This window comes from Thermithiobacillus tepidarius DSM 3134, from assembly GCF_000423825.1.
Lineage (GTDB): Bacteria > Pseudomonadota > Gammaproteobacteria > Acidithiobacillales > Thermithiobacillaceae > Thermithiobacillus > Thermithiobacillus tepidarius.
In genome coordinates, this window is the sequence record NZ_AUIS01000007.1 from 112562 (window position 1) to 132440 (window position 19879).

General features: G+C 62.1%; 23 protein-coding genes and 1 riboswitch. Of the genes, 1 reads left to right on the plus strand and 22 read right to left on the minus strand.

The window, feature by feature from the left end; genetic code table 11:
- Positions 1 to 8: 8 nt before the first annotated feature.
- The 7 genes from G579_RS0105235 to G579_RS0105265 form a co-directional block, all read right to left on the minus strand.
- Entirely contained in the window at positions 9 to 416 is a 408-nt protein-coding gene (locus G579_RS0105235; protein WP_028989336.1) for a hypothetical protein, read from the minus strand.
- A gap of 201 nt (positions 417 to 617) precedes the next feature.
- Positions 618 to 1910 carry an OmpP1/FadL family transporter gene (locus G579_RS0105240; protein ID WP_028989337.1) on the minus strand — a complete coding sequence of 431 codons (1293 nt, stop codon included), beginning with the start codon at positions 1908 to 1910 and terminating at the stop codon, positions 618 to 620.
- Between the two features lie 427 nt (positions 1911 to 2337).
- On the minus strand, positions 2338 to 3666 hold the full coding sequence (locus G579_RS0105245; RefSeq protein ID WP_081662607.1) for an OmpP1/FadL family transporter: 1329 nt from the start codon (positions 3664 to 3666) through the stop codon (positions 2338 to 2340).
- A gap of 215 nt (positions 3667 to 3881) precedes the next feature.
- Entirely contained in the window at positions 3882 to 5021 is a 1140-nt protein-coding gene (locus G579_RS0105250; RefSeq protein ID WP_028989339.1) for a radical SAM protein, read from the minus strand.
- Between the two features lie 167 nt (positions 5022 to 5188).
- Positions 5189 to 6250: a geranylgeranyl reductase family protein gene (locus tag G579_RS0105255; protein WP_028989340.1), complete on the minus strand. Its 1062-nt coding sequence runs from the start codon at positions 6248 to 6250 to the stop codon at positions 5189 to 5191.
- Positions 6247 to 7332, minus strand: a complete 1086-nt coding sequence (locus G579_RS0105260) for a lipoyl protein ligase domain-containing protein (protein ID WP_028989341.1) — start codon at positions 7330 to 7332, stop codon at positions 6247 to 6249. The genes G579_RS0105255 and G579_RS0105260 overlap by 4 nt, the downstream gene beginning before the upstream one ends.
- A gap of 32 nt (positions 7333 to 7364) precedes the next feature.
- The gene (locus G579_RS0105265; protein ID WP_230973796.1) at positions 7365 to 8222 is read right to left on the minus strand and encodes a radical SAM protein; all 858 of its coding nucleotides are present in this window, start codon (positions 8220 to 8222) and stop codon (positions 7365 to 7367) included.
- A 24-nt stretch (positions 8223 to 8246) separates the two neighbouring features.
- Between G579_RS0105265 and G579_RS19435 the strand changes: the two genes are divergently transcribed.
- Positions 8247 to 8483: a hypothetical protein gene (locus tag G579_RS19435; RefSeq protein ID WP_230973797.1), complete on the plus strand. Its 237-nt coding sequence runs from the start codon at positions 8247 to 8249 to the stop codon at positions 8481 to 8483.
- Positions 8484 to 8551: 68 nt separating this feature from the next.
- Here G579_RS19435 and G579_RS0105270 read toward each other — a convergent pair whose 3' ends face one another.
- The 15 genes from G579_RS0105270 to G579_RS0105340 form a co-directional block, all read right to left on the minus strand.
- Positions 8552 to 8989 carry a glycine cleavage system protein H gene (locus G579_RS0105270; protein WP_038018313.1) on the minus strand — a complete coding sequence of 146 codons (438 nt, stop codon included), beginning with the start codon at positions 8987 to 8989 and terminating at the stop codon, positions 8552 to 8554.
- 96 nt (positions 8990 to 9085) lie between these two features.
- On the minus strand, positions 9086 to 9478 hold the full coding sequence (locus G579_RS0105275) for a DsrE family protein (protein ID WP_028989344.1): 393 nt from the start codon (positions 9476 to 9478) through the stop codon (positions 9086 to 9088).
- Positions 9479 to 9481: 3 nt separating this feature from the next.
- Entirely contained in the window at positions 9482 to 9928 is a 447-nt protein-coding gene (locus G579_RS0105280) for a glycine cleavage system protein H (protein WP_028989345.1), read from the minus strand.
- Positions 9929 to 10010: 82 nt separating this feature from the next.
- Positions 10011 to 10922, minus strand: a complete 912-nt coding sequence (locus tag G579_RS0105285; protein ID WP_028989346.1) for a CoB--CoM heterodisulfide reductase iron-sulfur subunit B family protein — start codon at positions 10920 to 10922, stop codon at positions 10011 to 10013.
- Entirely contained in the window at positions 10915 to 11634 is a 720-nt protein-coding gene (locus tag G579_RS0105290) for a 4Fe-4S dicluster domain-containing protein (protein WP_028989347.1), read from the minus strand. The genes G579_RS0105285 and G579_RS0105290 overlap by 8 nt, the downstream gene beginning before the upstream one ends.
- A gap of 16 nt (positions 11635 to 11650) precedes the next feature.
- Positions 11651 to 12502 carry a hypothetical protein gene (locus G579_RS0105295; RefSeq protein ID WP_230973798.1) on the minus strand — a complete coding sequence of 284 codons (852 nt, stop codon included), beginning with the start codon at positions 12500 to 12502 and terminating at the stop codon, positions 11651 to 11653.
- Positions 12456 to 13508, minus strand: a complete 1053-nt coding sequence (locus tag G579_RS0105300; RefSeq protein ID WP_028989349.1) for a CoB--CoM heterodisulfide reductase iron-sulfur subunit A family protein — start codon at positions 13506 to 13508, stop codon at positions 12456 to 12458. The genes G579_RS0105295 and G579_RS0105300 overlap by 47 nt, the downstream gene beginning before the upstream one ends.
- Positions 13509 to 13565: 57 nt before the next feature.
- Positions 13566 to 14918, minus strand: coding sequence for a heterodisulfide reductase-related iron-sulfur binding cluster (locus tag G579_RS0105305; protein ID WP_051180901.1), 1353 nt, complete (start codon positions 14916 to 14918; stop codon positions 13566 to 13568).
- A 58-nt stretch (positions 14919 to 14976) separates the two neighbouring features.
- Positions 14977 to 15660 (minus strand): 4Fe-4S dicluster domain-containing protein, encoded by a 684-nt coding sequence (locus G579_RS0105310; protein ID WP_211218658.1) that lies wholly within the window; start codon positions 15658 to 15660, stop codon positions 14977 to 14979.
- A 63-nt stretch (positions 15661 to 15723) separates the two neighbouring features.
- Entirely contained in the window at positions 15724 to 16194 is a 471-nt protein-coding gene (gene dsrE2, locus G579_RS0105315; protein ID WP_038018316.1) for a sulfur carrier protein DsrE2, read from the minus strand.
- A gap of 51 nt (positions 16195 to 16245) precedes the next feature.
- Positions 16246 to 16476 (minus strand): sulfurtransferase TusA family protein, encoded by a 231-nt coding sequence (locus G579_RS0105320; RefSeq protein ID WP_028989353.1) that lies wholly within the window; start codon positions 16474 to 16476, stop codon positions 16246 to 16248.
- Between the two features lie 119 nt (positions 16477 to 16595).
- Positions 16596 to 16919 (minus strand): rhodanese-like domain-containing protein, encoded by a 324-nt coding sequence (locus tag G579_RS0105325; RefSeq protein WP_028989354.1) that lies wholly within the window; start codon positions 16917 to 16919, stop codon positions 16596 to 16598.
- Between the two features lie 97 nt (positions 16920 to 17016).
- Positions 17017 to 18066 (minus strand): GTP 3',8-cyclase MoaA, encoded by a 1050-nt coding sequence (moaA, locus tag G579_RS0105330; RefSeq protein ID WP_230973799.1) that lies wholly within the window; start codon positions 18064 to 18066, stop codon positions 17017 to 17019.
- Positions 18057 to 18171, minus strand: a riboswitch (molybdenum cofactor riboswitch). (Overlaps the previous gene by 10 nt.)
- A gap of 68 nt (positions 18172 to 18239) precedes the next feature.
- Positions 18240 to 19178, minus strand: coding sequence for a dimethyl sulfoxide reductase anchor subunit family protein (locus tag G579_RS0105335; RefSeq protein ID WP_028989356.1), 939 nt, complete (start codon positions 19176 to 19178; stop codon positions 18240 to 18242).
- A gap of 15 nt (positions 19179 to 19193) precedes the next feature.
- Positions 19194 to 19877, minus strand: a complete 684-nt coding sequence (locus tag G579_RS0105340) for a 4Fe-4S dicluster domain-containing protein (protein ID WP_330700679.1) — start codon at positions 19875 to 19877, stop codon at positions 19194 to 19196.
- Positions 19878 to 19879: the final 2 nt, after the last annotated feature.

The window sequence follows — 19879 nt, forward strand, 5'->3', positions numbered from 1 at the left end:
GGCCGGCCTCACCCCTCCTGGCCGGACTCCCCGCCCTCGGGCTTGGGCTTGTAGAAGGCGTTGAAGTAGAAATCCCGCTGGTTCAGCTCCTGATACCAGCGCGCCCGATCCTGCACGCCCTGACGCAGGACTTCGATGATGGCCTTGGCCTGCTCGGCGTCCAGGATCAGAATGGCGTCCTGCAGGTCCTCGTCCAGGTCGATGAAATGGGCCGCCATGCCCTCCGGCGGCATCACGTGCACCAGGTAGGACTCCACGCTCGGGTCCTCCAGGTCGAAAGGCGTCATCACCAACCGCCCCAGATAGGCCAGCCGGGCCAGCTGATTGAAGCGGGGAATTTCCAGCTTCTTGCCCTTCCGGTACTTGTTCAGCTCGTTCTTGAGCGCACTGACGTCGGTGAGTTGAATGGTTTTCATCGCGCTATTCCGTATCAATTTGGTCGGGTATTAGTGTGCACTGATAGAGGCATGCAAGACAAGTCCCGAAACGGGTGCCGCGGGGAAGCATTATGTGTCGCCTGCACGGCAACAGCCATATCCGACCACTTCCATGCTGCGCTGCGAGCGCAACAAAAATCCGGATCCTTGCGAATCCGGATTTCGCTGTGTCTCCGGCCTTTAAAACTTGAACTGCATCTGCATGGAGACGGAGTCCTCGCTCAGCCTGTTGGTCACGCTGGTGCCCGCCAGCGGCCCTGCGGCGGGATTGACGACCCGACCCGACTCCTCATTTTCGAACGCATGGTAATAGGCGGCATTCAGCACCAAATTCTTGGTCAGCTGATAGCCGGCACCGACGCTGGCATGATGCTGCACGATGGCGGGGGCGAAGACGTTGAAGAACTGCTGATCCCCCTTGATCGGATTCTGGCCGTAGTTGTAGCCGGCCCGCAAGGCCAAGCGCGGGGTCACCATGTACTGGGTACCCAGGCCCAGGGTCCAAATGTCCTCCCAGCCGAAGCCCCGAACCCTGCCGCTGCTGTCGAAGCCGCTTTCCTGGAAGCCGTCGGTGTCGCTGTAGTTGATCCACTCGAGATCGGCCGCCAGCATCCACTCCGGAATCGGTTTGTAGCTGAAGCCCGCGCCAATCATCATCGGATAGTCCAGCTTGAAGCTGGGCGTGGCCGGCGAGCCGTCCGGATACTGAGAGTTCCACTTGAAGTCCTGGAACCACTGCGGGCTCTTGAAGGACAAGCCCAGCGCCAGGTTCGGCATCGGCTTGTAGGTGGTGCCCAGGGTGAAGCCCCAGCCCCAGGCGGTGGCGGTGTGCAGGGCATCCGGGTAGCCGCTGGCGTTCGGGGGGGTGGCCGGGAACGGATTGACCGCCAAGGACGACCAATCGATGTTCACGCCGGCGCCCACCGACCAGTTCGGCGTGATCTGGTAGGACGCCGAGGGGGTCATCTGCATCAACTGATAGTTGGCATAGATGGAGCCGAAGCCACCGGCGGATTGAGGCGCGGCCAAGGGGTTGGAGTTGCCGGCACCCGCGACAAAGGGGTTGGCAGGATAATCCACGCTGAAGCCGCCGATCCCCAACGCGGTGAAACCGAGGGTCCACGGCCCCTGCGTCTTGTAGACGATGCCCATGGACGGAATCGGTGCCGCTCGGGTCTCGCTCTCCACAGTCCCGCTGCTCCCCAAGGGGCCGAATACGGTGGTATCGGCCGACATGCTGCGGTCGGGGATGAAGAGTTCGAAGCCGAACTCCATGGAGCTCTGGTCCATGAAGGAGATGGACGAGGCATTGTTGTGGTTGGAACCGATGGCATCCAGGGAAGTCGCGATGCTGGCACCGCCCATGGACTGGTTGATGGAGCCGATGCCGTGCAGGACGTGACCGTTGGTGGCCAGCGCGGGTGCCGCGTAGAGCAGCGCCACGGAAGCCGCGAGCAGGTTGGATTTACGCATTTACATTCCTTTTTTGAGGCCGCAGGGGATCTGCCTGCTCAGGGGCAGGCTTCATTCACTGGTTACCCGCTACTTCGGGGAAGAGCTGCAAAAAGCAGGAGGTCTGCCTTGCTTTGTTCTTCAAAGCGGAAAAAACGTAGCGAGGGTGCCGATCAGCCCATCCATCCAGCGCATCGCCAGCACTCGCGCTCAGTCTGTGTACTAGCATACACATTATGGCTTTGCGGCAAATCTAAAATTGTTTATCGATGGATTAAGACTCAGAATAGAATAATTTAAAAATATTAGGACTTGATTATTTCGTTTAAAACAGCCACAACGCTGCCTAGCGCAACACCGTCAGAATCTTAGTCTCATAGGCTCTACGTCAATAAAAAATCCGGGCCTTGGGGACCCGGATTGCAATATCAATGCGAGGCTAGATGATTTAGAATTTAAACTGCATCTGCATGGAGACGGAGTCCTCGCTCAGCTTGTTGGTCACATTCGAGCCGGGAACAGCCGTGTTCATGGGCGGGAACCCCGGCGCCCCGCTGCTGATGATCGGCCCCGACTCCTCGTTCTCGAAGACGTGATAGAAGGCGGCATTCAACGCCAGGTTCTTGGTCAACTGGTAACCCGCACCCAGGCTGACGTGGTGCTGCACGATGGCGGGGGCGAAGACGTTGAAGAACTGCTGATCCCCCTTGATCGGATTCTGGCCGTAGTTGTAGCCGGCCCGCAAGGCCAAGCGCGGGGTCACCATGTACTGGGTACCCAGGCCCAGGGTCCAAATGTCCTCCCAGCCGAAGCCCCGAACCCTGCCGCTGCTGTCGAAGCCGCTTTCCTGGAAGCCGTCGGTGTCGCTGTAGTTGATCCACTCGAGATCGGCCGCCAGCATCCACTCCGGAATCGGTTTGTAGCTGAAGCCCGCGCCAATCATCATCGGATAGTCCAGCTTGAAGCTGGGCGTGGCCGGCGAGCCGTCCGGATACTGAGAGTTCCACTTGAAGTCCTGGAACCACTGCGGGCTCTTGAAGGACAAGCCCAGCGCCAGGTTCGGCATCGGCTTGTAGGTGGTGCCCAGGGTAAAGCCCCAGCCCCAGGCGGTGGCGGTGTGCAGGGCATCCGGGTAGCCGCTGGCGTTCGGGGGGGTGGCCGGGAACGGATTGACCGCCAAGGACGACCAATCGATGTTCACGCCGGCGCCCACCGACCAGTTCGGCGTGATCTGGTAGGACGCCGAGGGGGTCATCTGCAGCAACTGGTAGTTGGCATAGATGGAGCCGAAGCCACCGGCGGATTGAGGCACAGCCAGCGGATTACAGCTGGGACAGGTAGCTGGATTCACGCCGGGGTAATCGACGCCGAAGCCGCCGATGCCGAGCGCGGTGAAGCCGAGGGTCCAAGGGCTGTTGGTTTTATAGACGATGCCCATGGACGGAATCGGTGACTCGCGCGTTTCGCTGTCCACCGTCCCTGATGCAGAAACACCGGGAAATGCGGTAGGCGCAGTAGCGGAATAACTGCGGTCGGGGATGAAGAGTTCGAAGCCGAACTCCACCGAGCTCTGGTCCATGAAGGAAGTGGACGAGACGTTGTTGTGGTTGGAGCCGATGGCGTCGATGGAGGTGGCGATGCCCGCGCCGCCCATGGACTGGTTGATGGAACCCACCCCGTGCAGGACGTGGCCGTTGGTGGCCAGCGCGGGCGCTGCATAGGCCAGCGCAATTGATGCTGCAAGAATGTTGCGTTTACGTATCATTTTTCTGTGCATTCGTTTCTCCCCATTATTTTGTAGCGGCAGCCCATCTGCCTTTTATGAGTTTTAGCACGTTTTGGCGCATGCGCAACAAAGCGTAGAAATAAACTTTTGTATTCGACGATAAAAATCAGATATTAAGGCACATGAAAATATAAGATTTTTCTAAACGTCGGACATGAAAAAGGCGGCCCAAAGGCCGCCTTTTGAAAGCCCAGCAACTCCACCCTTTAGTCGCAGCGCAGCTCCTGCAGGCGCATCTGCCGGCGCACGATTTCCACGTCGCCCTTGTTCAGGGCGAAGGGGAAGGAGCGGATGTCCGAGGGCGAGGAGTCGCCGTAGGGCCGGTTGCAGGCGGACACCTCCTCGTCGTCCTTGCCGGGGCAGCCGGAAGTCTGGAAGGGCTTGCCAGAGTTGATGATGTCCTCCAGCTCGGCCTGCGGATAACCGAAGTCCACCACGCGGCCGTACTCGTCGAAGCTCATGTCCTTGACGTTGCCGCCGGCGTAGTCGATCAGGAAGCGGCCCAGCTGCACGCGGCGCCACTGGTCCTGGGGCACGGCGTCCCAGTCGTCCATCATGGAGCCCTTCTCCGGGAAGAAGGCGAACATGTGGTTGTGGCCGCCCATGTCCTTGATCTTCTGGCAGACCTCCAGCATCTCCTGCTCGGTCTCGCCCATGCCGCAAATGAGATGGGCGCCGAACTTCTCGGGGCCGAAGACCTCGGCGGCCCATTCGATGGCCTGCCAGTACTTCTCCCAACGGTGCGGGCTCTGCACGGTCTTGCCGCGGGTGCGCTCGAAGATCTCCGGCGTGACCGCGTCCAGGGCCACCGTGAAGATGTCGGCGCCCAGGTTCTTGAGCTCGATCAGATCTTCCTTCTGCATGGTGGTGGGGTTGGATAGGATGGAGACCGGGATATGCGGGGCCACTTCCATCCAGCGCTTCAGGATGACGCGGGTGTCATGGTCGGAGTTGGGGTGGGTGATCATGCTGATGCACATGCGCTCGAACTGGCCCTTGTCGTGGGCGGCGGCGATCTTTTCCAGCATTTCGTCCACCCGCACGGTCGGCCAGTCGACGCGGATGAAGTTGCGGTCGGCGTAGTCGCGCGCTTCCTCGCGGTGGCGGGCCAGGCCGCAGTAGGTGCAGTTGGCGCGGCAACCCTCGGGATAGGTCATGAGCAGGTTGAGGCAATGGGTGCAGGCGGTACGGTGCATGACGCCGGGAATCAGGCCCAGGGTGATGGCCGCCGCGGTGCTCATCTGGATGTACTCCGGCGAGCGCATCTCCGGGGTCTTGATGTTGTAGTTCGGCCGGTAGAAGGTCACCGGCTGGGGAGTGTTGAGATGTTCAGGTGCAGCGCTCATAAATTGCCTCCTCGGTCTCCATGACTCTAAGCTGTTGTGTAATGGGCGCCGACGGGTCAATCCCGTTGCCCCTGGTTTGTAGGAGCGAGCTTGCTCGCGAAACCCCGCCCTCTTCCCAATTCCGCAGGGATGCCTCAGAAAAGCGGCCCGCCCCGACCAAGCTGCCGTTACGCGGCGAAGTATTCCTCAAAAGCGATCCAACCGGTCCGCATGACCCTGTCGTCGTGCGCCGCGGGCCGCCGCCAGACCTGCTCCAAAGCCTTGCGCCGCGCCACCGCGCGCGCCAGCGTGGTCTCGAACTGGTCCTGCATGTCCTCCTCGAAGTCGGCGAACTCTGCTTCGTCGCCGAACTTGAGGTAAGCCGCCGCCGCCCGCCCCGCCCGCTCGCCGCTGATGACGGCTGCGGGAATGCCGGCACCGGTGATCGGATGGGTCAGGCCCGCCGCGTCGCCCACCAGCAGCGTGGTGCCGTGCACCATGCGCCGCAGGCCACTGACCGGAATCGCCCCGCCGGTGCGCCCCAGGATCTCCTCGCCCACCAGTCCGCGCTCCACCATCTGTCGGTGCAGGTTCTCCAAGGGCGCCTTGAGATTGTCCTCGAAGCGGCGATCCGCGCCGATGCCCAGGTTGGCCACCTCGCCCTTGGGAAAGAGCCAGCCGTAGCCGCCCGGAAAGGCGTCGGATAGAAAAATGTCCGTGTCGGCATAGGGCCGGCGCAACGGGACCGTGTACTGGCGGGTATAGACCACCTCCAGGTCCGGCACCCCGACGGCACGTCCGACCAGGCTGTGCGGGCCATCGGCGCCGATGAGCACGCGCGGCCGGATCAGATGCTCGTTGTCCTGATAGCGCAGCACGGCCGTATCGCCATCCCAGCGCAGCAGGCGGGCCGCGGTCCACAGCGTGGCGCCGGCGGCAACGGCCTTGGCCGCCAGCGCCCGGTCGAAGGCGCCGCGGTCGATCATGAGGCCGGGGAAGGCACTGCGGTGGCTGGCGCTCGACGGCAGAAAGGTGAGCATGCCCTCGACCTGCTGGGCCAGCACGCCTTCGCCCCGGGTGTAGGGCAGCATGGGAGTCGGCACGAATTCGGCGCACTGCACCGGCTCGCCGATCTCGGCGCGCTTGTCGATGACCAGCACCCGCGCCCCGCCCTCGGCGGCGCGGTAGGCGGCGCTGGCCCCGGCCGGGCCGCAGCCCACCACCAGGACGTCCACGGCGGTCGCGGTCATTGCCCCACCTGCCGCGCCGCCTGCTCGCGATGCTCCAGCAGCAGCGCAAAAGCGTGGATGAAATCCTCTGGAGTCAGCAGCATCATGTCCGCCTCGCGACTGGCGAAGAACTCCCTGATGCGCCCAGGCACCTCATCCAGGCGCACGTTGCGCAGATGCGCTTCCAGATCGGCAATCAGCCGCTTGGGGTTGACGAAGAAGTCGCCGGTGAAAAGGATCTGGGCCAGCCGGCCCTTGTAATCATCCACCAACGCCTCTACCCGGATGAGTCCGCCCGGGGCCTTGTAGGCAACGGACAGGGTGGGCAGCTCCTGGCGCGGACGGTCCACCAGATAAATCCATTCGGGATCGTCGATCTCGCGAAGCGCCTGGGCGAACAAGGCTTCCTCGGCCTCGCTCAGGCCGGCCTGCTCGAAGTGCAGGCCGAGCCCTTCGCCGAAGCCCTGCCGCAGTGCACCCTTGACCGCGGCCAGATCCGGCGCCGTGCCCAAGAGGGTACGCAGACAGGTCACCCGCTCGCGGGCCGAGGCGATGGCATGGGCCGACAGCTTCTCCGCCGGGATGCGCAGCACCCGCAGCATGGCCTCGATATCGAAGTCCACCAGCACCGTACCCTGAAACAGCACCGAATCGCCATCGAAGACGCCGCCGGTGCCGGAAATCTTCCGGCCTTCCACCTCGATGTCGTTGCGCGGGCGGAACTGCGCCGCGATGCCCAGCTTGCTCAAGCCGGCGGCGGCCGCCTCGCAGATGGCAGCCGAGATGCCGGCCATCTCGGCCCGGCCCAGGTCGCGCCTGTTGAAATAGAGTTCCCAGCCCAGTTGGCCGGGATCGAAATAAATGGCGCCGCCGCCGGTAATGCGCCGCTGGATCTCCACGCCCTGGGCCCGGCAGTAGTCCTCCTGCAGTTCCTGGACGACCGACTGGTGATAGCCGACCAGCGCGGCCGGCCGGAACTGCAGAAAGCGCAGCGTGTTGGGGATGCGTCCCTGCTGGTGCGCTTCCAGCAGGGCGCGGTTCAGGGCCATGTTCTCAGCCGCCGAGCGCAGTCCCGTGTCGATGATCCGCCACCTTGTCGACATCTCAGACCCTCACGATCCTGGGCGGCTCCGCCCTAATTGGCGACCACCACGGGAATGTCCCGGATGCTCATGCGCCGCTTGGGTGCGCTCGGCACGTAATCCAGCACCACGCTGCCCGATTCGCCGGAGGTCAGCGCCAACACTTCTTCGCCGACCACCATGGAGCAGCAGGACGGCGTGACCCGCACGTCGCGGTCCAAGTGCTTGGCCAGCGCCAACATGCCGTCCGAGGGGAAGGCGACACCGTTCAGGCCGGCCATGACCGCATAGGTGTCCGTCACCATGCGATGCATGCCCGAGGGCCGGGCACAACCCAGCAGCACCGGCGTGTCGGGCAGCGCCTCGCGGGCGTCGATGAAGAACTTGCCGATCTCACGCGTCTCCGGAGTGGCGAAAGGCCGGCTCGACGGCGCATAGTGGGGCATGATCACCACCAGCACCAGGGCGTCGGGCACGTGGCGCCGCACGATCTCCAGCGCATTCCACTCGCCCAGCAGCTTGCCGTAGTGCAGGCCGAGCACGATATGGGGCACCACCTTCATCTTGGTGGACACCAGCGCCTCCAGGGAGGCCTCGAAGTCGTCCACGCTGCGCTTCAGGTGATAGACCTGGGTGATGGTGTCCTGCGAGCCGATGACATCCATCATCGCCACGTCCACCCCGGCGTCCTCCATGCCGCGGGCGAACTCCGGCGTAGCCAGGCCCGTGTGCATGGCGATCTGCAGATGGGGATATTGATCCTTGATGCGGCGGACGGTGGGGAAGTAAGGCTCGTAATGTACTACGTTGCGGTGATCGGAGCCGCCGCTCAGGAGCATGCCCCGCGCCCCGTCGGCCACCAGCTCGTCCGCCAGCCGGGCCAGATCCTCAGGCGTGCGCGCCGGGATCATGGGCTCGAGAATTTTCGCTTTGCAATGATCACATTGCAGCTTGCAGTCACCGCCGGTGATGGAAATGGCGGGAAACGCGTTCTTCCCGCAGGCGGCGACTTCGGATGTTTCGTGATGCTTGAAAGAGGGTGTATAGAAATTGACCTGGCCGGTTTTGCTGCCCTGCAGATGGGCCCACCGGGATTGCATGTCGGCGACAAGCTCCGCATCCAGGACCAAATCCTCAAGCGCCTCGACTTGTGCCACCGCATCCAGCCATGAACTCATATCAACCCCGCGTAAATTCGGTAAGGAAGGGGCAAGGGCGCCAGCCCCTGCCCCCAGACAGACTAGCAGCCGCCGAAGCCGTCCGCGGCCATCTTGGCCTCGAAAGCGCTCAGGGCGTCAGCACCGGTCTTCAACTCGCCGGACTCGCCGGCCCAGTCGGAGGGCTTGAGCTTGACCACCCAGCCGTTGCCGTAGGGATCCTTGTTGATCAGGCCGGGATTGGCCGCCACATCGGCGTTGGTGGCGGTGATCTCGCCGGTCACGGGGCTCTTCAGGGGGCCCACCCACTTGCCGGATTCCACGGTTGCCGCGGACTTGTCCTTGGCCACTTCCTTGCCCACCTTCTTGGGGGTGTAGGAAACGATTTCACCGGCCAGGGAGCAGGCGTAGGAGGTCATGCCGACGGTGACTGTCCCGTCGTCTTCCTTGCGCACCCATACGTTGTTTTCGACGTTGTAGTAAAGGTCTTCCGGAATGTTACAACCACGAACAGTTCCCATATTCTCCTCCTTAAGGGTAAAAGAAAAGCCGATCCGCCGGGTGGGTGAGCACCCTTCTTCTACGGATCAGACAAACTCACGGACAAAACTTGGTTTTCAGAAAAACAGCAGCCGGTCTGAAGTGAGAATCAGGTCGGCGAGATCGCCCGCGCTGGCTGTCGCGGTGACCTCCGGAATCAGATTGCCCTCCTCCATCTTATAGCCAGGCATGGCGGGACGACAAACATAGAATTTCACCCCGGCGGTCTTGGCATCCCGGATGAATTCGATGATCCGCTTCCCCCCCTCCATGGCGGCCATGTTTTCCGCGACCCCCGGCTCCATCAGGCGCACGCCTTCCATGGTGAAAAAGATCTTAACGTCAGCATCCATGGAAGACAATAAGGCGCCCAGGTAAAAGGGCGTGGCGCAACGCTGCGGCGTGCTGGGGCCGCTGGTCATGACGATGACCACGCTCTGCTCTTCGTGATCGACGAAATGTTTTTCCATGACTTACCGGATACCCCGTTCGCAGGTGATGTTGTCGCGCTCGCAACGGGCTTTGTAGCCCTCCCACGCCTGCTCACCGGTGAGCATGACGCTGAGCGCCGCCTCGGGGCCGCCCACCGGCTCCACCCGGGCGATCCAGGCCTCATAGGGCTCGATGTTGAGAAGATTGGGGTCCTCGAGGACTTCCTCGTTGGCCTCGGCAATCACGCAGTCGAAGAAATTGGGCACCGGCCCTGCCCACTTGCCGCTTTCAATGGTGGCAACAGGCTTGCCGGGCGGGCGGCGGGTGCCGGGTCGGCGTACCCGGACGTGCAGGATCTTCCCGGCGATGCTCTGGGAAATGTCCGTCATGCCCACCGTCAGGGTGCCGTCATCCTCGCGACGGGCCCAGACCTGGTATTCGTCGTCATAGTAGAGTTCGGGTCTGAACTCGCAGCCGTGAAATTCCATAGGGTTCCATCTATCAAGACTGAGCCTCTGAAACGCAGGCAAAAAAAGGGGCGCATCATGCGCGCCCCGGTGCAGATCGTTGTTAGGCCAGACCCTTGGACTTCAGGAGATCCAGAGAGTCGCTCACGTTGTCGGTCGCGCCGACCTTGCGCGGGGACAAACCCATGGCCATGCCTAGCAACTGGGTAAAGTAGATGATCTTGACGTTGGTCTTGATGCCGAACTCGGTTTCAGCACGCACCTGATGCATCTCCAGGCCGGAATGGCAGGTCGGGCACTCGGTGGCGATCACTTCGGCGCCCGCGTCCTCGGCCGCCTGCAGCAGATTCAGCACCAGCTGCGTGGAAGTGTCCGCATCGGACAGGGTATGGGCGCCGCCGCAGCAGGCGGTCTTCAACGGGAAATCCACGTTGACGGCACCGGCCGCTTCCAGCAGGTCATCCATGAAGTGGGGCTTGTAGGAGGATTCGGAGCCGGGGCCCTGATCCTTTTCCGGGAAGATCTGGCGCGGCCGGGTGTACATGCAGCCATAGTAGTTGGCCACCTTCAACCCGTTCAGGCTCTTCTTGATGTGGCCCTTGATGCCCTCGGGGCCCACCTCTTCCATCAGCCACTCCAGGAGGTGCACCGTGCGCACGTCACCCTCGAAGACCGGATCGTCCGCCTTGCGAGCGAGATCCTGCACGGTATCGAGCGCCTTCTCGGAAGTCGCCAGCTCGTACTCGGCCTTCTTCAGGTTGTGATAGCAGCCGTTGCAGGGCGCCATCACCGTGTCGCAGCCCTGCAGCTTGCTGGCGATGGCCAGATTGCGGGCAGACATGTAGGTCTGCAGCATGGGGTGGATGTTCTTCGCCTCCATGGCGCCGCAGCAGTTGTAGTCCTGCAGGTTTTCCATCTGCAGGCCGAGCTCCTTGACGAGCACACGGGTGGACTTGTCGTAGGGGCCGCCGGAACCTTCCAGCGCGCAACCCGGATAGTATGCAACCTTAGCCATGATGCATGGCCTCCTTCTGCTCTTTCACGTATTCACGCAGCACTTCGCCAGTGCGGCCCCAGGACTTGGTCTTCGGGGTGAAGACCATGTTCATGCCCATGCGCATGAGATGGCCGACGGGCAAATGCTTGTTCATGCGCTTGGTCAACTCGACCAGCCAGTCCTGCACCAGCGGCTGCTTGGTCTTTTTCAGGAAGTTCACCAGCACGTGGGTATCCTCGATGCGACCATGATCGAGGCACTGTTCGGTAAACTCCTCATCGAAGATGCTGGAGCGGGTCTTCTCGGTGTGGCCGTTTTCCTCCAGCCAGTGAGCCGTCGCCTTCATCACGCCTTCCGGACGCACGTCCTTGGGGCAGATGTTGGTGCACTTGTTGCAGGACACGCATTGCCAGATGATGTCCTTGTCCTTCAGCAACTCGTCTTTCAGGCCCAGGCGGATGAGATAGATCCAGTAGCGGGGATTGAAGTCGATGTTCTGAGCATACATGGTGCAGGAGTTGGTACAGGAACCGCACTGCCAGCAGCGATGCACGTTCTCGCCGCCCGGATAGCTCTGAATCACCTGCTCGAACTGCGCATCGTAGTCGGTCAGCGTGCGCGGGGTGATCATGGTATTCCAGTGCCCGGAAACATCGACTCCGTCCACCACGAGCTTGTCGTGGGTCAGAATGCGATCTTGATCAATAAGGGACTTCTCATGAATGGCCATATTAACTCCTGCCCGGTTAATGCAAGGTTTCTTTCTTCACTCGCGAGGCACCTTGCCGGCGATGCGAGTCAATCCCTAACAATTTGCTGATATGCTCGGCCGGATCGCTCTGCCCGCCGAAATCGGAGCGCAGGAACCCTTCCGCCATGGCCCGCAGGTACTCGCTGTACTGGTGAGCCAGGATGAGATCGATCAGCAGCGGAAGGTCACGATACACCCCCTGTTCCGCCAACCGCTCCCGCAACCACGCCCGTGCGCCTTCGAACACCTCTGGAGCCTCCCCGAAGGGGACTTCCTGCATGTGATCGTTGCCGCTCACGAACTCGCGCAGGGCACCGGAAACCGTGCCTTGGTCCCACACCCACCGCGTCATCAGCGGATAACGCTCGGGGTCGTTGAAATGCAGCAGTTCGGCGGCGAAGTCGCGCAGGCTCCGCTTGGGCTTGCCTTCGGCCGGGATAGCGGCCTCGAAGCGGCGCATCCGCTCCGCCACCGGACCGTTGCCGTAGAGCAGATCGGCAACCTGCTCGGCGACCGCCTCGGCCCCCAACTCGTGCAGGACAGGCCACAGCTTGCGCCGCACGGTGAACATCTGCTCGACCAACTGATGCAGGGCGGAAGCATCCAGGCTCCGCACCTGCTCCCGGCTCAACAAGGACTGGAACAAGGCGACTTTGGCCCGCAACTGTTCCAGGTAGGCATCGATGCCGCCCTGCGCCTCCAGCATCTGCGCCAGCGCATTGAAGCCTCGCTGAAAGATGCCGGCATCCAGGGGCAGGGCCAGCTGGGCGGGGGTGATCGTCTCACCCCCGCCGCCGCCTTTAGCCTGCGGCTTGCTTGGTCGAAGCATAGAGGTCGGCGATGGCACGGGAAGCCGCGGACTGGCCCTGGGCGATCGAGGTGTCGATGTCCTCGGGACCCGTGGCCGCACCGGCGACGTAGATGCCGCGTCGGGTCGTGCCCTGGCTGTTGGTGTACTGCTCGGCGCGGTCAATGAAGCCGTGCTTCTCGAGGCCGATGCCAAAGACCTTGGCGATCTCGGGGTTCTCCTCGTTCGGATCCATGCCGATGGCGTGCACCACGATGTCCATGGGAATCACGATGGGGCGCTTGACCAAGGTATCTTCGCCCTTGACCAGCAGGCGGCCGTCGGGAGACTTGGTCACCTCGGCGATACGGGCCTTCACGAACTTGGTCTTGAACTCTTCCTGGGACTTCCAGTAGAACTTGTCCTCGTACAGGCCGAAGGTACGGATGTCCATGTAGTAGATGAACACATCGGTCTGCGGGCTGAGCTCCTTGATCTCCATGGCCAGGTTGGTGGAAACGGTACAGCAGATCTTGCTGCACCACTCGCGGCCGATCTGGCGGTCACGCGAGCCGACGCAGAGCAGGATGCAGACCCGCTCCGGCACGCGGCCATCGGAAGGGCAGCGGATTTGGCCGCTGGCCACCATCTGCTCCATCTGGGTCGTGGTGAGCACGTCCTCGTAGGTGCCGAAGCCCCACTCGGGCTTGTTGATGGAATCGAAGTGGGTGAAGCCGGTGGCCAGCACGATGGAGCCGGCACTGACGCTCTGCCCATTGCTCAACTGGCAGGTGAAGTTGCCCGCCTCGCCGTCCACCTTGGTGACCTTGGTGGACTTGTAGATGGTCACGTTGGGGTTGTTCTCCACGCGCGCCACCATGCGGCCCATGGCGTCCTTGGCCCATTCGCCGGAGGGAACCAGCTTCGCATAGCCCGAGATGACCGGGGCACCGCCGAGCACGTCTTCCTTTTCGACCAGGATCGCTTTCTTGCCGGCTTCCGCCACGGTGGCGGCCGCCGCCAAGCCGGCCGGACCGGCGCCTACAACCAATACTGTGTCTTGCATTTTAACTTCAGCCTCCAAGCGCTAGTTCAGTGTCTTAAGATTCGTCGCCAGTCCCGTTCAGCCCCGTGCTTCCAGGTGCTTGACGGCCAGTTCGGGATCGTAGAGGTACTCGATGTTGCCGGCCTCGACCTGCTTCAGATACTGCTCGAATTGCTTCTTGGCCTCGGACCAGGAGATGCCCATCTTCTCGACCAGCTCCTCGCAGGGCGAGGCATGCCACTGCAGCTGCACGATCTTGAAGGGATCGGCGCCGCAGGCCAGCGCCGCGAACTGCACATCGGCCATGATCGGCATGGAGTAGTTCTTCTCGTGGGCACGGCCGATCCACTGGTTCTTGTCCATGGTGGTGATGCAGCCGGTGTCAAGGCCCACCATGACGTCGGCCTTGGCCTCTTCCTGCGCCACCTTGATCTTGCGGTCGATGGTGAAGGAACGGGTGAATTCGCGCTCGGAGATGATGTGCCGGAAGCCGAAGCCGCAGCAGTCATACCAGGTGGAATAGTCGATCAGCTGCGCGCCCAGGGCCTGGGCCACGGAGCTGCCCACCGCGGTGCGGTTGCCGCCCAGCACATCCGGATCGTAGATGGCATCCTCGTGCACCATTTTGTAATAGTGACAAGCGGCATGCATGGTCACGCGGATGTTGGACACATCGATCTTCTGCAGGTCGGAGGCGATGCGGTTGCGCATGACGTGCAGCCACTCGGAGTAGTGCACGACCTCCTCGGGGATGACGATCTTGCCGTCCACCAAGCGGCCCAGCTTGCCGAGGATCTTCGTGACCTTCTCGCGCAGCTCGGCGGACTCGACCAGATACTTGCGGATTTCCTTGTAATTGCCGAAGGAGGTGCCGCAATGCACCAGGGGATAGTAGTAGCCCAGGTCATGGCCGTGCTGCTTGCCGGAGACGTAGGCCTGGTGGAAATTGCGCAGGAACACGGCGGCCAGCGACTCGACGTTGCCGATGCCGGAGCCGTGATAGTTCCAGGCCGTGCAGGAGGTCTGGTCGGTCTCGTCCAGGTACTCCAGGCCCATGTTGTTCATGAACCAGATGAGGCTCGTCGGGTAGCCCGGGATGTTGCCGCACTGGCCACAGGACTTGTGATGCCAGAGGCGATTGGTGGGAATGCGCTTTTCCCAACCGAAGAGGGTATTCACCACCTGCGGCTCATGCTCGTCGCGGATGCGGTGGACGATGATCTCGCCCTCCTTCTCCAGCTCCCACATGTGCTCACGAACGTCATCCATGCGCTCGCCGAGGTCGATGGTGCGCCGATCCACGTGCTTGCGCACCCAAGCGGTCGCTGCTTCGGCTTCCTGGGCGCTGAGATTGGTCGCCTGGAAGAAGGCGCCGTGGCCCGCCACGCCCTGTGCTTCCGTACCCTTGTTCATTTCGTCATTCATGCTCATGGCATCACTCCTTGAGTTTACCGGGGCGGGTCACAGCAGTGACCGCATCGCCGCTGCCTTAGTCCTCGTCCTGGCTCTCCAGCCAGTCCTCGTAGTCTTCCCGCTTCTCGTCGATGAAGTCCTCGATCACGTCGTAGAGGTTTTCGTCCATGGCCTCAAGGGACTTCAGCACGCCCGTCATTTCCCAGATCGTGTACATTTCCACGGAGGTCTTCAGCGATACCTCCCAGGCCGTATCGGTGGTCTGCAGGGTGCGGACGGGAATGGCTTTGCGGAGGGTCTTCAGGTCGCCTTCCACCTTCTGGATGTTGGGGCCCCAGTCGGGGAAGTGGTCGGGCTGGATCATGTCGGGGGACAGCTGGTTGCCGGTGGTGATCAGCTTCAACATCACGCGCCCGAAGGGACGCAGCACGTCCTTGGCCGACTGCATGCCGTGGCGGATCGCCACTTCACGCATGATCATGACCAGACCGCCCGGGGAGTTCTTGAAGGGGCAGCGGGCCGCGCAGGTCATGCACTGGGCACAGGCCCAGATCTTTTCCTGCATGGCATCGTAGATCTGCTCCACATTCTCGGTCCACAGGAGCTGCACAATTTCCCGCGGGCTGTAATCGTAGAATTGCGCAGAGGGACAGGTGGCGGTGCAGATACCGCAGTTCAAACAGCCATTCAACTCATGATCGTAACGAAAGTCCTGTCGGATTTCGTCGTAGATCTCTTTCATTTCGGCATAAGTTGCCATCGCAATCTCCTTCAGCGTCCAATTCTAGATTGGGCAAAACGCTTCACAACCACCCGGCCGAGCTCAGATGTACAAACAGATGTCCGACTCGCCGGCAAATTCAAAGAACATGGCGGCACCGCCATATTCCACACCATCAATGAAATCGCTCTTGTCGAACTCGAAGAGGTCGACGGTCATCTGGCAGGCGATCATGCGAACGTCTGCCTCGATGCACAGCTCCCGCAGGTCCTCCAAGCTGGCCACGCCCTTGGCCTTCATTTTGTTCTTCATCATCATGGTGGCCATCGCCTCCATGCCAGGCAGGATCTGAACGAGGTTGGGCATAGGCACGGGCATGGGCATGGCAGGGTTGCCGAGCGGGCTCACCCGGAGGTGGCTCAAGTCCTTGCGCAGCACCTGCAGACCGTAGAAGGTAAAGAAGATCTGCGTCTCATACCCCAAGGCGGCCGCAGTGGAGGCAAGGATCAAGGGGGGGTAGGCCCAATCCAGGGTCCCCTTCGTCGCAATGATCGCCAGCTTTTTCTCGTCCATCACTATCTCCTTATTGGGGGATGCCTCTCGCGGCCCCGCCTATTTAATGCCTTAGGCCTTCTGAATGTAGAAGGTATACTCGCCGCCGGCTTCGGAGCTTTCCAGCAGCGGATTCTTGGTCTGCTTGGAAAACGCCTCGAAGTCCTTGATGGCGCCGGGATCGGTGGCAACCACCTTCAGCACCTGGCCGGAGCTCAGCTCGCCGAGGGCCTTCTTGGTGCGCAGGATGGGCAGCGGGCAGTTCAAACCACGGGCATCCAACAGCTTGTCTTCTTGTACCATACCTAATCTCCTTTGTTGGCCAATTGACGACAGATTTCAAAACTGTAACATGGCGCAGTGCCAAGACAATCTAAATTTTTTAATTTGCTAATAAAGGCGACTTATTGTTGCCAGCCGCCTCACTGTGGCGCCACCACTGGAAAGCCATGACGCATCCATGCGTTGATGCCGCCGCGCAGGCTTGCGGCCTCCCCCAGCCCCTGGTTCGCCACAAAGGCCGCCGCCTGGGCCGAACGAGCGCCACTCAGGCAGTAGAATACGACGGGCCGACTCTTGTCAACCTGATCCAAGCTCATGGGTAACACGGCCAGCGGCAAGGCCCGGGCGCCCGGAATGATGCCGCGCGCCACCTCGGCGGGGGTGCGCACGTCGATCAACTGAACTTCGCCCTGATCCAGCCACGCCTTGAGCTGCTCCGCGTCCACCTCTTTAAATCCGTACATAAGGGCGTCAACCTCTGCTATTATTAGACAACAAAACATCTACGGAAAATCAATCAATTATACCCCGCAGCCGATCCCCGTGTCACGCAAGGCCGACTCAACCGCCCAGGCGCATCATGAATACGCGTGCCGCGCGCGCCGGTTCGTCGACGAAGAAGTGGCGCTCCGGCTTTTCCTCCCAAACTTTCCGGCGAACGAGGTCGGCCAGGCCGTCCGCATCGATGCCGCCCCGCAGCAAGGGCAGCAGGTCGATGCCGGCCTCCTGACCCAGGCAGTAAACCAGCCGACCGGTGGCGGTGAGGCGCACCCGGTTGCAGGTGCTGCAGAAATTCTCGCTGATGGCGCTGATGAAGCCCACCCGGATGGAAGCACCCTGCAGCGCGAACAGGCGCGATGGCCCCTCATCCGCCGCGCGCACCTGCGGCTGCAGGACATGGCGCCGGGCAAGCAGGCTTTTCGCCTCGGCCACCGATACGTAGGCATCCCGCAAGGCCTCGCTGCCCGCCGCGCCCAGCGGCATGGTTTCAATGAACTGGATGTCGAAGCCCTGCTCTGCCGCGTAGGCGAGCAGATCGCCAAGCTCATTCAAGTTTTCGTGGCGCAGCAGGACCACGTTCAGCTTGATGCGGGCAATGCCCGCCGTCTTGGCCGCCTGCAGCCCCCGCAGGACGCGCGCCAGGTCGCCGCCGCGGGTGATGCGGGAGAAACGGACGGGATCCAGGCTGTCCAGGCTGACGTTCAGCTTGTTGACCCCCGCCTGGGCGAGCGGCGCCGCCAGACGATCCAACAGGTAGCCATTGCTGCTGAGACTGATGCGCGGGATCCCCAAGGCGCGCGCATGCGCCACCCGCTCCATGAGCCATGGATAGATCAGCGGCTCGCCGCCGGTGAAGCGCACGTGCGCCACACCCAGCCGCGCAAACACCGTGAGCAGGAGGTCGAGCTCCTCGGGACGGAGATGGTCCTCGCGCCGGAAGTAAGGAGTGCCTTCCGCAGGACTGCAGTACTGGCAGCGGAAGTTGCAATGCTCGGTAAGCGAAACGCGCAGATAGTTGATGTCGCGCCCAAAGCGGTCCTGCAGGAACGGGGTGCCGGCAATATGGGGAGAGGGCGACTCGCCGGACAGCGAGATCGGGGATAGCGCCACAATGAACTCCTTTTCAGAGGAAGGCCAAGCCGTTTCCAGCTTGACCCCGGCTTTCGCCCCATAGCCGCAGGCCTTAGGGACGAATGCTCGGAGTCGGTTACAGTCGATCTGATTTGCTAATGTACGGTACCGGGGCTACCGGGTCAAGCCGTATCAGCAGCGAGGCGAGCCGCTCAGCACTGCTGCCGCCCGTGGTACAGGTTGACGACGTGCTGGGCTTCCGCCCAGAACAGCCAACGCTCGACGAAGATGCCCACAAAGGCGCTCAGCGCGGCCGCCGGGCCAAGGAAGACCGGACCGCCGTTCAGGGCCAGGTACAGGAACCAGGCCGGCACGATGAAGCCCAGCACGTAAACGGTCACCTTCAGCAGCATGGCCGTCTGCGCCGGCACCGTGTTGCCGAACTCTTCGGTCAGGAAGGTACCGGCGGTATGCCCGGGATCCAGGATGCGCACGGTCGCCCGGGTAAAACCGGTGGCCGTGTTGATGGTCGGGCCGCCCGGCTGCGCGATCCAGAAGTAATAGATGGTCTTGATCACGGCCGCCATGAACAGCAGCATGACCGCCACGGTGACCAGCGTCCCCGCAGCGCCGCCGGTCGTCAGCCGGACGGCGGCCAGGGTGGTGGCGCCGAGCGCCGCGCCCAGAAAAAGGAAATTAGTGGGCACCAGCGGCGTGTTCCACTGGCGGATGGTGCGCAGCACCGCGTAGATCATACCCTGCGAGAACACGGTGATCACGGAGAAGAACAGCGCGCCCGCACCGGCCAGGTGGGCCAGCAGATTATCCGGGGTATTCCAGATCCAGGTCGCCGCCAGATACAGCAGGGCAAAGGGATAGAAGGCTACGGCAAAGACACCCTCGCGCGCCAGCCACGAGGTGCGCCAGCGCGTGAAGGCGCGCCAGGCATTCTTGGGATTGGCCAGGTGCAGGGTGGAGGAGATCAGCCCGGCACTGACCAGGGCCAAGGCAATGATCCCGGCCACCAGGGTTTCCACTACCGTCAGACCGCCGCCCAAGCGCAACCAGTTGGCCAGGACGATCAGGCTCATCAAGCCGAAGCCCCCGCCCGAGAGCAGGGTCAGAAAAATGGTCGAAAGAGATGCATGCATGTTGTAGTCACCTAGTTAGCGCTGAACGACCTGATTGACCCATTCCTTGATCTTCCGCTGCAGATTGGGCGCGGACTGGCCATCCACGGGAATGGCCGGGCGGTTGCGCGGCGGCAGATAATGGTTGGTCGGCCTGTAGTTCAGCTCCGGCATCAGGGCATAGCCGCCGCGGTTGCGCACGGCGCGGCTCACCGTGCTTTCCGGATCGTCCAGATCGCCGAACATGCGGGCATGGGCCGGGCAGGTCAGCACGCAGGCCGGCTGCCGCTCCTCTTCCGGAATGTTCATGTCGTAAATGCGGTCGATGCACAGGGTGCACTTTTTCATGGTGCCGGACATGCGATCCAGCTCGCGGGCGCCATAGGGACAGGCCCACGAGCAGTAGTTGCAGCCCATGCACTTGCTCTGGTCCACCAGCACGATGCCGTCCTCGGCGCGCTTGTAGGAGGCGCCGGTCGGGCACACGGTGACGCACTCGGCGTTTTCGCAGTGCATGCACGACATGGGAAAGTTGATGGTCTTGTTGTTGGGGTACTCGCCCACTTCGTAGTGGCGAATGCGATTGAACCAGACGCCGCTGGGCTCCGCGCCGTAGGGGTCGTAGTCGGTCAGGGGCGCGGTGGTGCCGGAGGTATTCCACTCCTTGCACGCCACGGCGCAGGCATGGCAGCCCACGCAGACATCCAAGTCAATTACCAATC